Raw genomic sequence first — 12,988 nt, 5'->3', positions numbered from 1 at the left:
AATCCACCGGAGTTCCGCATGTCCCTGCTTCGTTCCCGTCTCTTCTCCGCCCGCTGGCCGCGTGGCGCCGTCGCGCTCGCGCTGGCTGCCGGCATGGCGATGTCCGGCGCGGCCCGTGCGGAAGGGAAGATCCGCATCGCCGAGCAGTTCGGCGTAGTCTACCTGCTGCTCAACGTGGCGCGCGACCAGCAACTGATCGAGAAACACGGCAGGCAGCAGGGCGTCGATGTCAAGGTGGAGTGGACGCAGTTGTCCGGCGGCGCGGCCGTCAACGATGCGCTGCTGTCCGGCGCGATCGATATCGCCGGCGCCGGCGTGGGGCCCTTGCTGACGATGTGGGATCGCACGCACGGCAAGCAGAATGTGAAGGGCGTGGCGTCGCTGGGCAACTTCCCGTACTACCTGGTCAGCAACAATCCCAAGGTCAAGACCATTGCCGATTTCACCGACAAGGACCGCATCGCGCTGCCCGCGGTGTCGGTATCGGTGCAGTCGCGCGTGCTGCAGCTTGCCGCCGCCAGGCAATGGGGCGACAAGGAATTCAACCGCCTGGACAAGTGGACCGTGGCGGTGCCGCACCCCGATGCGGCCGCGGCCATCATCGCCGGCGGCACCGAGATCAGCGGCCACTTCGGCAACCCGCCGTTCCAGGAACAGGAACTGGCCGGCAACCCCAATGCGCGCATCGTGCTGAACTCGTATGACGTGCTGGGCGGCCCCAGCTCGGCCACGGTGCTGTACGCCACCGAGAAATTCCGCAATGACAATCCCAAGACCTATCGCGCCTTTGTCGATGCGCTGGCCGAGGCGGCACGGTTCGCCACTGCCAACCCGGAAGCTGCGGCCGACCTGTATATCCGCGTGAACAAGGCCCGGATCGACCGCGCGCTGCTGGTCAAGATCCTGAAGAACCCGCAGGTGCAGTTCAAGGTCACGCCGCAGAACACCTTCGCGCTGGCCGAGTTCATGCATCGGGTGGGCGCCATCCGCAACCAGCCGAAATCCTGGCAAGACTATTTCTTCCAGGACCCGGCCACTGCCCAGGGTAGCTGACATGGCCGTGCAGCCTTCCCCGCTACGCGTGGTTTCCGCGCGCCCCGCCGCAGCCACGCCGCTGTTGCAGGTCGACGGCGTCTCGCTGGAGTACCGCACCCGCGAGCGCGTGGTGCGGGCCACCCACCAGGTCAGCTTTGATGTCCATGCCGCCGATCGCTTTGTGCTGCTTGGCCCTTCGGGCTGCGGCAAGTCGACCCTGCTCAAGGCGGTGGCGGGCTTCGTGCCGCCGTGCGAGGGCGAGATCCGGCTGGAGGGCGTGCCCGTCAGCGCGCCCGGCCCCGACCGCATCGTGGTGTTCCAGGAGTTCGACCAGTTGCCGCCCTGGAAGACGGTGCGGCAGAACGTGATGTTCCCGCTGGTGCGCTCACGCGGCATGTCACGGCGCGAGGCCTCGGCATGCGCGCTGCATTTTCTCGACAAAGTCGGGCTGGCGAATTTCGCCGATGCCTATCCGCACACCCTGTCCGGCGGCATGAAGCAGCGCGTGGCGATTGCCCGCGCGCTGGCGATGCGGCCCAAGGTGCTGCTGATGGACGAGCCCTTTGCCGCGCTCGACGCGCTGACGCGCCGGCGCATGCAGGAGGAATTGCTGGCGCTGTGGAACGACGCCGCCTTCACGCTGCTGTTCGTCACGCATTCGATCGAGGAAGCGCTGGTGGTCGGCAGCCGCATCCTGCTGCTGTCGCCGCATCCGGGGCGCGTGCGCGCCGAACTCAACAGCCACCAGTACGACCTGGCCAGCCAGGGGGGCGCGGAGTTCCAGGCTACCGCGCAACGCATCCATCATCTGCTGTTCGACGAGCCGCCGCACGCCGCGCCGTCGACGGCACGCACCGCGCAGGCGCGCTGAGCCCCGCCAGGATCGACCATGAGCACAAGCACGTCATCTATTCCCGCCACCACGGTGGTCCGCGCCGAATATGAGCGCAAGCTCGAACCCTTCACCGCCTTGCCGGTGGCGCGCGCCTTGCCCTGGCCGCAACGCCTGTGGCAGCAAGGCTGGCTGCGCAAGGCGCTGATCCTGGCGGTGCTGGCCTGCCTGTGGGAAATCATCGCGCGCGTGCAGGACAACGACCTGCTGTTGCCGGGCTTTCTCGCCACCGCGCGCGCCTTTGCCGAAGGCATCGGCAATGGCGAGCTGCTGACCAAGGCGGGCATCTCCATGTCGGTGCTGCTGCAAGGCTACGCCGGCGGCATCGTGCTGGCCTTCGTGCTGACCACGCTGGCGGTCTCGACCGAGCTGGGGCGCGATGTGCTGGACACGCTGACCGCCATGTTCAACCCGCTGCCGGCCATCGCGCTGCTGCCGCTGGCGCTGTTGTGGTTCGGGCTGGGCAGCAAGAGCCTGGTGTTCGTGCTGGTGCATTCGGTGCTGTGGCCGCTGGCACTGAACACCTATGCGGGCTTTCGCGGGGTGCCCGACACCCTGCGCATGGCCGGGCGCAACTACGGGCTGCGCGGCTTGCGCTATGTGCTGCTGATCCTGGTGCCGGCCGCGCTGCCCGCCATCCTGTCCGGTCTGAAGATCGGCTGGGCCTTCGCCTGGCGCACGCTGATCGCGGCCGAGCTGGTGTTTGGCGCGTCGTCTGGCAAGGGCGGGCTGGGCTGGTACATCTTCCAGAACCGCAACGAGCTGTACACCGACCGCGTGTTCGCCGGCCTGGCCATGGTGATCCTGATCGGCCTGCTGGTGGAGAACCTGGTGTTCAAGACGCTGGAACGCGTGACAGTGCGCCGCTGGGGCATGCAGCACTAAGGCGGTATTGGCCCGCAACGGCGTGGAGCGGGCAGAGCGCCAGCGGCGACGACTGGCTTCAGCGCGAAGTGCGCTGTGTTTCGATCAGCCGGCACAGTGTCTGGATGGCGCCTGGCATGGATTCCGCGGGGGTATTGCCAAAACCCATCAGCAAGCCTTGCCGCGCGCTTGTGCACGGCGGCGCGAAGAATCCCGATAGCGGCGCGACGCCAATCTGTTGTGCCCGTGCGGCGGCTACCAGCGCCTGGTCGTCGCAATCATCGGGTAACTCCGCAAGGAGATGCAGTCCCGTGGTAGCGGTCAAGACGGACAGATCTCCACTGCCTGCGGCACTGATAGCCGACAGCAAGGCAGAGCGCCGTTGCGCGTAGAGCGATTTGGTTCTGCGAATATGCGTGCCGAGATGGCCGTTGCCGACAAATTCTGCGGCAGTGACCTGCAGCGACATCGGCACACGGTGGCCGCTGCCATTGCGCACTTTTTGCAGAATATCGATCAGATCGTCGGGCACGACCAGGAATCCCAGCCTCAGGCCTGGGGCCAGCAGCTTACTAAGTGTACCGATATAGATCACGCGTCCGTTGTCGCCATCAAGTGCTTTCAGGGCAGTCGTCGGCGCGCAATCGTAGTGGAACTCGCTATCGTAATCATCTTCAAGAATGAACGCATCGGCATCGTGGGCCCACTGCAAGAGTGCTAGGCGCCGTGCCAGGCTCATGGTGACGCCCAGCGGGTATTGGTGCGAGGGCGACACCACCGCAAGCTTTGCATCGGGCGCGCGCGAGCGCCCATCGAGCACATCCAGGCCTTCTGCATCCACGCGAATACCGACCGCGCTCACTCCGGATAGCAAAAGGCTGCGATAGGCGGCATCGTATCCGGGATTCTCCACCCAAACGCGATCCCCGCTATCCGTGAGCGCTAGCGTTGCGATCAGGATTGCCGCTTGCGCGCCGGGGGTAACGACGATGTTGTGCGAACGGCAGCTTACACCGCGCGCCGCGCCGAGATACTCCGCCAGCGCTTCTCGCAATGGCAGGAAACCTTGCGGGTCGCCATACGAAAAATCCGGCGGCGTGCGCCGGCGCCAGATGCGGCCCTCAAGGCGGCCCCATAGCGCGTAGGGGAATGCATCCAGGGCTGGCAGACCCGGGGTCAGTGGCCACGCCGCATGCGCGACCGACATTGAATCGGGACCGACCAGCAGTCGCGCGCGTGCCGACCCCATCGTTGCTTGCCGCGGGGCTACAGGCGTGCATAGCGATTGCGCCTTGTTGCCGATCCGGGCCGCCACATAGGTACCCGCGCCCTGACGCGCCTGCAGAAACCCCTCGGCGATCAGCTGCTCGTAGGCATCGGTGACAGTCATTCGCGACATGCCGAGTTCCAGCGCCAGTACCCGCGATGCCGGAAGCCGGATGCCTGCCTGCAAGGTGCCATCCGCGATGCCTCTGCGAAAAAAACGCACCAGTTGCTCGCGCAGGGATAGGGGATCGTCTTGTGACGGCAGGAAGCCGGTCCAGATCGGATAAGCAGTGGCGCGCGTCTTCACAAGGGCGATTTGGTCTGGTCTGTGTGTGCCTGGGCAAGCGCTGCAAAAGGCGCTTGGGTCACAAAGTGGTCTGATTAATTATATATAAGTGGATATTCAAAATAGACCATTTAGACCGCAAACTCGGGACCTATGCAACCAATCAAAGACTCAAGCACGGCCCCCTTGACGGCGACGGTCCGCCGATCAGACGACTTGCTGCATCCAATCGTTGCGGCGCTGATCTCGGTGATCGTCAACTACGGTGGGACCTTTATTCTGGTGCTCCAGGGCGCGAAGTCCGCTGGACTGAGCCCCCAGCTGACCGCTTCATGGATCTGGTCGATCTCGATCGGCGTCGGAGTGACCGGGGCCTGGCTGAGTTACCGTTATCGCGAGCCAATCATCACGGCATGGTCTACGCCAGGAGCTGCCTTTCTCATTTCAGTACTGCCGAATACGCCTTATCCGGAAGTCATCGGCGCCTATATGCTGTCCGCCCTTGGTTTTGTGGTGCTGGGGCTGTCGGGCTACTTCGAGCGGGTCGTGAAGATGATCCCATCAGGCATCGCGGCAGGCCTTCTGGCTGGCATTTTGCTGCGCTTTGGCATGGGTGCCTTTGGTGGCGCGGGCGTTGATCCGTTGTTGGTAGGCGCACTGATTCTCAGCTATGCAGTGCTGCGCCGCTTTACGGCGCGTTATGCGATCATTGGCGTACTGGTGATCGCCATCATGCTGTTGCTTGGGCTGGGGCAGGTCAGCTTCCAGAGTGTTGCGCTGAGTTTGGCTGCACCCGTGCTGACCACGCCAGCCTTCTCGCTCAACGCGGTGTTTAGCGTTGCGCTCCCACTGTTCCTGATCACGCTGACCGGCCAGTACATGCCGGGAATGCTGGTGCTGCGCAACGACGGCTTCAAGACCAGTGCCAATCCCATACTTACGGTGACCGGGCTTGGTTCCCTGCTGATGGCGCCTTTCGGCTCCCATGCATTCAATGTGGCAGCGATAACGGCGGCAATCTGCACGGGCAAGGAGGCGCACGAAAATCCAGCCAGGCGGTACATCGCCGGCCTTGCCTGCGGGGTGTTCTACACGCTCGTCGGTGTGTTCGGTACGACCCTGGTGACGTTGTTTGTGGTGCTCCCCGCGACTTTCATTACCACGCTGGCTGGCCTCGCCTTGCTGGGGGCAATTGGCGGCAGCCTCGCAACCGCGCTGGGCGATCCACGTGGACGTGAAACGGCCTTGATGACATTTCTGGCGACAGCGGCCGACGTCACGCTATTCGGGCTTGGCGGTGCATTCTGGGGATTGCTTGTCGGTCTGGTTGTGCATGGATTGATCCATGGCAGTTTCAGATGTTCCAGGTGCGGCTAATCCACTTTATACCCCGCCGCGACCGCTGCCACAGGCTGAGGAGTGGCCTTATCTATCGCCTTGCGGACGCAGCAGAGTCGAGTTTTCGAGCCCGAGCTTCGCAAGCACGCGTCCGGCGGCATTCGCCACGCTCTCGCCGTGCGGGGGCATGACCAGGTGCGCCGCCTCGCGATAGAGCGGATCGCGTACCCGGTAAAGGGCTTCCAGCGTGGCGCGCGGGTTGGGGCCTTGCAGCAGCGGGCGGTTGCGGCCGCGCCGGGTGCGCTGCCACAACTCCGCGGGTGAAGCGCTCAGGTAGATCACGTAGCCGCGCGAGCGCAGCATCTCGCGGTTTTCCGGGCGCAGCACGGCGCCGCCGCCGGTGGCCAGCACGATGCCTTTACGCTGTGTCAACTCGTCGAGCGTGCGGGTTTCGCGCTGGCGGAAGCCTTCCTCGCCTTCCAGCTCGAAGATAGTGGGAATGCGCACGCCGCAACGCGCCTCGATTTCGTGATCCGTATCGAAAAAAGGCAGCCCCAGCCGGCGCGCCACCGTCCGGCCAATGGTGGTCTTACCGGCGCCCATGAAGCCGATGAAGAAGAGGTTTTCGAAGTCCAAGTGTGGGGGGGAGCCAGCGGCAGGCTCCGGATTCGGTCTTCTCTACGTTAGCACGAGATGGGCGCCGCTCAAAACGGCACGGTGTTCCGTTGCTTCGGCGGCTTCGGTACAAGGGGCTTCACAGACCGAGCAGCTGCCGCGCTTGCGCGGGCGTGGCCACGGCGCGGCCATACTCCGCGCACAACTGCGCTACCCGGCCGACCAGTTGCGCATTGCTGGCGGCCAGCGTGTCCTTGTCCCAGCGCACGTTGTCTTCCAGGCCGGTGCGGCAGTGGCCGCCGAGTTGCAGCGTCCAGTGGTTGACTTCCAGCTGGTGCCGGCCGATCCCCGCCGCGGTCCAGGTCGCGCCAGGCAGCACCTTCTTCAGTTGCTCCACCTGGAACTCCAGGATCTCCTTGCGCGCCGGCAGCGCGTTCTTGATGCCGAACACGAACTGCACATGCACCGGGGGCAGCAGCAGCCCTTCCTTGACCAGGTCCGCCGTGTTGTAGAGCATCGCCAGATCGAAAATTTCGATCTCGGGCTTGATGTGGTAATCGCGCATGGCCTTGGCCAGCGCGCGCACGAAATCGGGCGGGTTTTCGTAGACCGTGGTGGGGAAGTTGACCGAGCCGGTGGCCAGCGAGGCCATGTCGGGGCGCAGGTCGAGCATGGCGCCGCGCTGCTCCATGGCGCGTCCGCGTCCGCCGGTGGAGAACTGCACGATCATGCCGGGGCAGTGCTTGCGGATGCCGTCCTGCAATTGCGCGAAACGCGCGGGGTCCGAACTGGAGTTCCCGGCTTCGTCGCGCACGTGCAGGTGGACCAGCGTGGCGCCCGCCTCGAAGCTCTCGTGCGTGCTCTCGATCTGCTCCGCGACGGAGATGGGGATGGCGGGGTTGTCCGTCTTGCGGGGGACCGAGCCGGTGATGGCCACCGAGATGATGCAGGGTTCTTGCATTTGAAACTCCGGGGAACGATTGTGGTGCCCGCCTCAGGCGGGCCGGGCCTTGTGGTTGCGGCTGGCCAGGGCTTGGGCCGCCATGCGCAGCGAGGCGTTGGCCGCGCCGAAGCCGAGGTAGCCGTCGCGCTGCACCAGCTCGAAGAAGAAGCGGTCGTGGAAGGGCTCGGTGTAGGCGTGCAGGAATTCGCCGCCGGCATCCTTGTCGTAGAGCAGTTGCTGCCGGCGCAGGCGCTCCAGCAGCGCGTCGTCCAGTCCGAGCCGCGCGCCGACATCGTCGTAGTAGTTGTCGGGCACGTGGAGCATGGCGGCCTCGGCGGGAACGATGCGCTCCAGCGTGGCGCTCAGGCCGGGCGTACGGAAGGCAATGTGGTGGATGCCCGAGCCGGCATAGGCCGTGACGAACCTGCCGGTGGCGGTGCGGCTGCTTTCCGAGACGTTGAGCGGAATCCGGATGTTCTGCTCCGGGCTGACCATGGCGCGGCTTTTCACCAGTCCGTACGGGTCGGCGATCTCGTGCAGCGCCTCGGCCTGCAGGCCGAACACCGTCTTGTAGAACAATACGAAGCTGTCGAGCCGGTGCGGTGGCAAGGCCTGGGCGATATGGTCGATGGCCGTGAGGCCCGCGCCTGTGTCGTCGGCGCAGCCGGGTTCCAGCACGAAGTCGCTCTCGTAGATGCTGCGGTCCGAGTCCTTCTCGTCGATCAGGTAGAACAGCATGCCGTCCGGCGCGCGCACCGCGGGAATGCTGCGCTCGTCCGGGCCGATGGGCTCGCGCCATTCCTTGCACAGCAAGGCCCGCGCACGCGAGACGGCGCGCTGGGCGTCGTCCACCTTCAGCCCGAGCGCGCAGACGGAAGGCCCGTGAAGCTGGAAGTGCTCCGCGGCGGCGCTGTCCTGCTCGGCGTTGAGGATGATATTGACGCCGCCCTGGCGGTACAGGTCCACCGCCTTGGAGCGGTGGCGGCCGGCGTGGCTGAAGCCCAGCGAACGCAGCCGCGTGCCCAGTTCCCGTCCGGCTACATAGTCCACCGCGAATTCCAGGAAGTCGACGCCGCCGAAATGCGGCGCGGCTGGCAGGGCGGGGCCCCCGGCTTCGGATTCGAGCCAGATCAGCGAGCGCAGGCCATCCTGCGCGGTCAGGCGCGCGGGCGCCGCGCGGAATTCGTCGTTGAAGATCTCCAGCGACAGTGGTCCGCGATAGCCCGCGCCGATGGCCGCGCGTGCAAACTCGGTCACGGCGAGATCGCCCTGGCCGGGAAAGTTGCGGTAGTGCCGGCTCCACGACAACACGTCCATGCTCATGCGGGGCGCATCGGCCAGTTGCACGAAGAACAGCTTCTCCGCCGGCACTTCGTCGATGCCTTCCAGCGTGTCGCCCAGCGAGAGCGTGTGGAAGCTGTCCAGGATCAGGCCCAGCGCGGGGTGGTCGGCCCGCCGCACGATATCCCATGCCTGCCGCCACAGCCTGGTGTGCCGGGCCCAGGCCAGCGCCTCGAAGCCCACCAGGAGCCCGCGCTTCGCCGCGGCTTCGGCCATGGCGCGCAGGTCGGCGGCGGCGCGCGCGGGATCGTCGATGGCGATGCCCTGCACATTGCTGCAGACCAGCACCATGCGCGCGCCCAGTTCCTCCATCACGTCGAACTTGCGTTCAGCGCGCGCCATGTTGCGGGCGCGGAATTCGTCGGGCATCGCCTCGAAATCGCGGAAGGGCTGGTACAGCGGGATATCCAGGCCGAGATCGGCCGCGATGCGGCGCACATCGGCAGGGGAGCCATCGAAATTCAACAGGTCGTTCTCGAAGATTTCGACGCCATTGAAACCGGCCGCGGCGGCCGCTTCCAGTTTTTCCGGCAAGGTGCCGGACAGCGATACGGTGGCGATCGATTTCGGATGGCGCCAGGCTGCGGTTTGCATGTCAGATCCTGCGTGCTTCGTGTAGGGGAAGGTTAGGACCGATCTGACGCAGCAACAAGCGCAATCCGCGCGCATACGTGCGATAATCGCGCCATTGAGAGCGACTGGCGCTCGGAACTAGGGTTATCGCTATGGATAAAGAACCGCTGAACCGGCGCGACTGGATTGCCGGACTGGAAAAGGGCCTGGCCATCCTGGAGGCCTTCGATAACGATCATCCGCGCCTGACGCCGACGCAGGCGGCCCAGCTGACGGGCCTCACACGTACCGCGGCACGACGTTATCTGCTCACCCTGGAGCATCTGGGCTATACCACCAGCGACGGCACGCTGTTCAGCCTGACCCCCCGCGTGCTCAAGGTGGGCTGGTCCTACTTCGACTCGGCGCGCCTGCCGCGCACGGTGCAGCCTTTCCTGCAGCAGATCACGGCGGCGGTCGGCGAGCCGGCGTACCTGAGCGTGCTGGATGCATGGGAACTGGTGTTTATCTGCCGTACGGGTACGAGCCGGGTGATGAATACGGGTTTTGTGCTGGGTGCGCGCGTGCCGGCGCCGCTGGCTTCCGCCGGCGTGATGATGCTGGCCTCGGAGCCTGAGGACAGGGTCAAGGCGTGGCTGGAAGACGTCGTGCTGACGCCGTACACGCCGTACACGATCATGCAGCAGGACCGGCTGCTGGCCGAGATCAGGAAGGCGGGCGCGCAGGGTTATGCGCTGGTCGAGCAGCAGTTGCAGATCGGCGTGCGGGGGGTGGCGGTGCCGCTGCGGGATCGCCATGGGAAAGTGATCGCCGCGCTGAGCGTGAATATGCAGATCGGGGAGGAGAGCGCGGAGCAGGCGCTGGAGCGGGTGTTGCAGGTTTTGCAGGATACGGCGATATCGATCATGCGGGTGTTGTGAGCAACCAGGCGCGCCGCAAGAGTGTGTGTTTGCCGGCCAACTGACTATCACTGACCACCGAGGCCACCATGACAATCAAACGTGCGGACCTTAACAAGGTCGACCTCTCGGATGTCGCAACCGGTGAAACGATCGAGCCGGCACACCCGGGAGAAATCCTGCGCGAGGACTTCCTCGTTCCACTCAATATGTCCGCGAATGCGCTCGCGGTGGCCCTGCACGTGCCGGCACCGCGCATCAACGACATCGTGCGCTGCCGCCGCACCATTTCGCCGAATACTGCGCTGCGCCTGACGCGGCACTTTGGCACCACGCCTGAATTCTGGACGAATCTGCAAGCGACCTATGACTTGCGCGTTGCGCAAGCGGCCGCCGGCGAAGCGATAGCTCGCGAGATTGCGCCGCTGGCGGCGTGATGGATCCACTCACTCCCCACCATCCCCCAACGCCGTCGCCAGCACATGCGGCCCTTCGGTAAGCTGCGCTTTCAAAAAATCGATGCACACCCGCATCTTGGCCGACCCCGAAGCCCGCGCGGTCGTCACCGCCCACACATCGGCTGGTTGCCGGTCAGCCGGCAGCACCCGCACCAGCGCATCGTTTCCTGCGGCAGATCACAGCGGCGGCCAGCTCGGCAGCGCAACTTCTTATCGCCTGACAGGCCCACGGTCAGTGCCGCGCTTTCCCATGGCTCGGATTTCACCCGCCGACGAACCGTCCGCTCGTTGGGCCAACTGGTTGATCCCGGGCGAGCCAGTCCTGCACTTCACTGTCCAAGGCCGGCAGTTGGCGAATGCCGCATCACGCATGTCCCTAGCGACTCACCGGTCTGCAGGCAGTCCCACAAGGGTTGCAGGAGCGAGCCCACTAGGAAGCCGAACAACAGGGCGGCGATGACATAGGCACCAACACGGTCGCGGGGCGGATCGGCGCGATTGAACCAGGCGCCGATCCGGCGCAGCCCATAACCGGCCAGATAGATCGCCGGAAACAGGAGGGCGGAGAACACGGATATGATGCCGAATGCGAAATACTGCATGCTTGTTTCCTTGAGTTTGGGAAGGTGCGTAGAGCGTATCGAGCCAAGTCAGCCTGCCATGGCGTCCGAACTGCCGATCAGCACGCAGCCGCATTCGGTGCCATCGCCTTCGCAGGCAGCGGGACGCTCGCCAATCATCAGGCCGGAGGTCGCTTCGATGATCTTGTTGATGCCGTGCGGCCGCCCGTCCGGGTAGTGCTGGGGGCAGTCCACCAGATCGCCCAGGCGGGCCATCGGCTGGCCGTCCAGCAGGTCCACCTCGGACCCGGTAGCGACCACGCCGTCGTGGCTGGTCTTGTCGCCCTTCTTGATGAGTCTGCGTTGCATCCTGTGTTCTCCTGAACTGGCTTATTGGGTGACGACCACTTCGACGCGGCGGTTGGTGGCGCGTGCGGTTGCGGTGGCGTTGTCCGTCAACGGCTCGCTATCCCCCTTGCCGACGGCTTCCAGCCGCTCCTTGGCGACGCCCTGCTGGCGAGGTATTCGCTGACCACGGTGGCGCGCTCCTCGGACAGTGCCTGATTCGATGGGTAGCGGGCGCTCTTGATCGGCTGGTTGTCACTATGGCCGATGATCTGCACCGTGCCCTCCACCTTGTTGAACTCGGCGGCCAGCTTATCGAGCGCTGGTAATAGTTTCCTGCGTACCTCGGCCTGGCCTGCGCCAAACATATCGTCGCCCCGAAACACCACGGTGCTGCGGCGGTAATCGTCCTTGACGGCCACCACACCGCGCGCAATCTCGTCCTTCAAGCGCTCTGTGAGCCGTAGTGGCATGGGCGGGGGCGGTGGCTTCATGTTGCCGATGTCCGTGAGTATTTGCAGCACTTCGCGCTGTTTGACCAACAGCTGATATTTGAACGAGATGAACATTCCGAGGAGGATCACCGAGGATAGCGCTACGGTGATCCAGACAGGTATGACGCGCAGCGGGGGGAAGCGGCCAGGCGGTGCGGGCTTCCAGTGGGGCGACAGTGCTTTCGGTACGGGGCCGCGATGCTGTAGCAGCAGGTCGTACAGCCGCCGGCGAATGGCATTGATACGCTGTGTTCCATCTGGCATCTTGCAATAGCGGCCTTGGAATCCCAGTGACAGCAGGATGTACATCACCTCGATGACGTCGATGTTCTCCGTCGGGTTTTTCAGCAGCCGGGCCAGCAGCTGAAAGAAGCGCTCGCCGCCCCGGTTGTCCTGATGGTGCAGGACCAGCAAGCTGTTCGTCGTCCACCAGCCTTGCCCCCAATCGTGCCGCTGAACGCCTTCATCGATGGCGCTGCAGAGGCAATAGTGCGCAGCGACAATATGTTCGTGCTTGATGTTCGCCCGTTCGGCCAGTTCCTGGAAATCCTTCAACTCCGCTGTCACGATGTCATGGAGATGCGGAACCATCTCCCGATCCTTCACCGGCGGCATCTCCGCAACAGCGAGAGCGAGTGGCCAGGCGGCTTCCATCAGTGGATTCGGCGCCGACAGCATCGTCTTCAAGCGCTGTTCCATGGTGGGTGGCGGCCGAATCACGCGCCTCTTCGGCCTGGGTTCTTCCGAATTGATAGCGGCTGGTTTGCCGTCATTACTCAGTGCTTGTGCCATGCCACTGGCTGAGGGCGGCGTGTCCGTCGCGGGTTCGGGCTTCTTCTGCGCGTCCATGGTCAACGTCTCCCTCAATCCGCCGGCGTAACCGGGTATGGCGCATCCGTCACGGTGTAGCCAAGATCGCGCAGCTTCTGCTTGACGAGTTCACGCTGTTCCTTGGTGTAGGTGACGTGTTCCTCGATCTTGAACGGCAGGTCCAGTTTCAGTGTCTTGGCGATGATGTTCAGCGCGTAGTCGCGTGCGCGGCAATAGCGCTGTTCTTCGGGTGTCATGGCCTGCTCGAC

The 12,988-nt window shown here is 64.6% G+C and carries 14 protein-coding genes and 1 pseudogene; 6 read left to right on the top strand and 9 right to left on the bottom strand.

Annotated features, from left to right (window positions below):
* Positions 1-18 precede the first annotated feature (18 nt).
* The 3 genes from AC1DN0_RS31820 to AC1DN0_RS31810 are packed head-to-tail and all read left to right on the top strand — an operon-like array spanning position 19 to position 2,812.
* Positions 19-1,053, top strand: coding sequence for an ABC transporter substrate-binding protein (locus tag AC1DN0_RS31820; RefSeq protein ID WP_441629355.1), 1,035 nt, complete (start codon positions 19-21; stop codon positions 1,051-1,053).
* A gap of 1 nt (position 1,054) precedes the next feature.
* Positions 1,055-1,906: an ABC transporter ATP-binding protein gene (locus AC1DN0_RS31815; protein WP_441629354.1), complete on the top strand. Its 852-nt coding sequence runs from the start codon at positions 1,055-1,057 to the stop codon at positions 1,904-1,906.
* A gap of 18 nt (positions 1,907-1,924) precedes the next feature.
* On the top strand, positions 1,925-2,812 hold the full coding sequence (locus AC1DN0_RS31810; RefSeq protein WP_441629353.1) for an ABC transporter permease: 888 nt from the start codon (positions 1,925-1,927) through the stop codon (positions 2,810-2,812).
* 58 nt (positions 2,813-2,870) lie between these two features.
* Here the strand turns inward: AC1DN0_RS31810 and pdxR are convergent, their stop codons facing one another.
* Positions 2,871-4,364 (bottom strand): MocR-like pyridoxine biosynthesis transcription factor PdxR, encoded by a 1,494-nt coding sequence (gene pdxR, locus AC1DN0_RS31805; protein WP_441629352.1) that lies wholly within the window; start codon positions 4,362-4,364, stop codon positions 2,871-2,873.
* Between the two features lie 132 nt (positions 4,365-4,496).
* On the opposite strand from pdxR, the gene AC1DN0_RS31800 reads away from it, so the two are divergent.
* A complete protein-coding gene (locus AC1DN0_RS31800) occupies positions 4,497-5,720 on the top strand; it encodes a benzoate/H(+) symporter BenE family transporter (RefSeq protein WP_441629350.1) in 1,224 nt (407 codons plus the stop codon).
* Positions 5,721-5,768: 48 nt separating this feature from the next.
* Here AC1DN0_RS31800 and AC1DN0_RS31795 read toward each other — a convergent pair whose 3' ends face one another.
* The 3 genes from AC1DN0_RS31795 to AC1DN0_RS31785 form a co-directional block, all read right to left on the bottom strand.
* Positions 5,769-6,317 carry a shikimate kinase gene (locus AC1DN0_RS31795; RefSeq protein ID WP_441629348.1) on the bottom strand — a complete coding sequence of 183 codons (549 nt, stop codon included), beginning with the start codon at positions 6,315-6,317 and terminating at the stop codon, positions 5,769-5,771.
* Between the two features lie 118 nt (positions 6,318-6,435).
* A complete protein-coding gene (locus AC1DN0_RS31790) occupies positions 6,436-7,257 on the bottom strand; it encodes a 3-oxoadipate:acetyl-CoA acetyltransferase (RefSeq protein WP_441629346.1) in 822 nt (273 codons plus the stop codon).
* A 33-nt stretch (positions 7,258-7,290) separates the two neighbouring features.
* Positions 7,291-9,174: a bifunctional sugar phosphate isomerase/epimerase/4-hydroxyphenylpyruvate dioxygenase family protein gene (locus AC1DN0_RS31785; protein WP_441629344.1), complete on the bottom strand. Its 1,884-nt coding sequence runs from the start codon at positions 9,172-9,174 to the stop codon at positions 7,291-7,293.
* A 131-nt stretch (positions 9,175-9,305) separates the two neighbouring features.
* Here AC1DN0_RS31785 and AC1DN0_RS31780 point away from each other — a divergent pair, with 131 nt between their 5' ends.
* Both AC1DN0_RS31780 and AC1DN0_RS31775 read left to right on the top strand, forming a co-directional pair.
* Positions 9,306-10,073, top strand: coding sequence for an IclR family transcriptional regulator domain-containing protein (locus AC1DN0_RS31780; RefSeq protein WP_441629342.1), 768 nt, complete (start codon positions 9,306-9,308; stop codon positions 10,071-10,073).
* A 68-nt stretch (positions 10,074-10,141) separates the two neighbouring features.
* Entirely contained in the window at positions 10,142-10,489 is a 348-nt protein-coding gene (locus tag AC1DN0_RS31775; protein ID WP_441629340.1) for a HigA family addiction module antitoxin, read from the top strand.
* Between the two features lie 9 nt (positions 10,490-10,498).
* Here AC1DN0_RS31775 and AC1DN0_RS31770 read toward each other — a convergent pair.
* The 5 genes and pseudogenes from AC1DN0_RS31770 to AC1DN0_RS31750 form a co-directional block, all read right to left on the bottom strand.
* A pseudogene (locus AC1DN0_RS31770) lies at positions 10,499-10,672 on the bottom strand (LysR family transcriptional regulator); the annotation flags it as partial.
* Positions 10,673-10,839: 167 nt separating this feature from the next.
* Positions 10,840-11,112, bottom strand: a complete 273-nt coding sequence (locus AC1DN0_RS31765) for a hypothetical protein (RefSeq protein WP_441629338.1) — start codon at positions 11,110-11,112, stop codon at positions 10,840-10,842.
* A 48-nt stretch (positions 11,113-11,160) separates the two neighbouring features.
* Positions 11,161-11,439, bottom strand: coding sequence for a PAAR domain-containing protein (locus AC1DN0_RS31760; RefSeq protein WP_441629336.1), 279 nt, complete (start codon positions 11,437-11,439; stop codon positions 11,161-11,163).
* A gap of 86 nt (positions 11,440-11,525) precedes the next feature.
* On the bottom strand, positions 11,526-12,758 hold the full coding sequence (gene icmH / locus AC1DN0_RS31755; RefSeq protein ID WP_441629334.1) for a type IVB secretion system protein IcmH/DotU: 1,233 nt from the start codon (positions 12,756-12,758) through the stop codon (positions 11,526-11,528).
* A gap of 14 nt (positions 12,759-12,772) precedes the next feature.
* Positions 12,773-12,988 (bottom strand): hypothetical protein (locus tag AC1DN0_RS31750; protein WP_441629333.1); only part of this gene is annotated, 216 nt, incomplete at its 5' end.

Source organism: Cupriavidus sp. 05N39 (assembly GCF_056397325.1).
Note: the sequence above shows the minus strand (reverse complement) of the source record. Positions and strands in the feature narration are given on the sequence as shown.

Bases quoted from the DNA above. Each gene is read 5' to 3' on its own strand.
- AC1DN0_RS31785 (WP_441629344.1), bottom strand. From the start codon at position 9,174: ATGCAAACCGCAGCCTGGCGCCATCCGAAATCGATCGCCACCGTATCG.
- AC1DN0_RS31780 (WP_441629342.1), top strand. From the start codon at position 9,306: ATGGATAAAGAACCGCTGAACCGGCGCGACTGGATTGCCGGACTGGAA.
- icmH (WP_441629334.1), bottom strand. From the start codon at position 12,758: ATGGACGCGCAGAAGAAGCCCGAACCCGCGACGGACACGCCGCCCTCA.
- AC1DN0_RS31820 (WP_441629355.1), top strand. From the start codon at position 19: ATGTCCCTGCTTCGTTCCCGTCTCTTCTCCGCCCGCTGGCCGCGTGGC.
- AC1DN0_RS31790 (WP_441629346.1), bottom strand. From the start codon at position 7,257: ATGCAAGAACCCTGCATCATCTCGGTGGCCATCACCGGCTCGGTCCCC.
- AC1DN0_RS31775 (WP_441629340.1), top strand. From the start codon at position 10,142: ATGACAATCAAACGTGCGGACCTTAACAAGGTCGACCTCTCGGATGTC.
- AC1DN0_RS31760 (WP_441629336.1), bottom strand. From the start codon at position 11,439: ATGCAACGCAGACTCATCAAGAAGGGCGACAAGACCAGCCACGACGGC.
- AC1DN0_RS31800 (WP_441629350.1), top strand. From the start codon at position 4,497: ATGCAACCAATCAAAGACTCAAGCACGGCCCCCTTGACGGCGACGGTC.
- AC1DN0_RS31810 (WP_441629353.1), top strand. From the start codon at position 1,925: ATGAGCACAAGCACGTCATCTATTCCCGCCACCACGGTGGTCCGCGCC.
- AC1DN0_RS31765 (WP_441629338.1), bottom strand. From the start codon at position 11,112: ATGCAGTATTTCGCATTCGGCATCATATCCGTGTTCTCCGCCCTCCTG.
- AC1DN0_RS31815 (WP_441629354.1), top strand. From the start codon at position 1,055: ATGGCCGTGCAGCCTTCCCCGCTACGCGTGGTTTCCGCGCGCCCCGCC.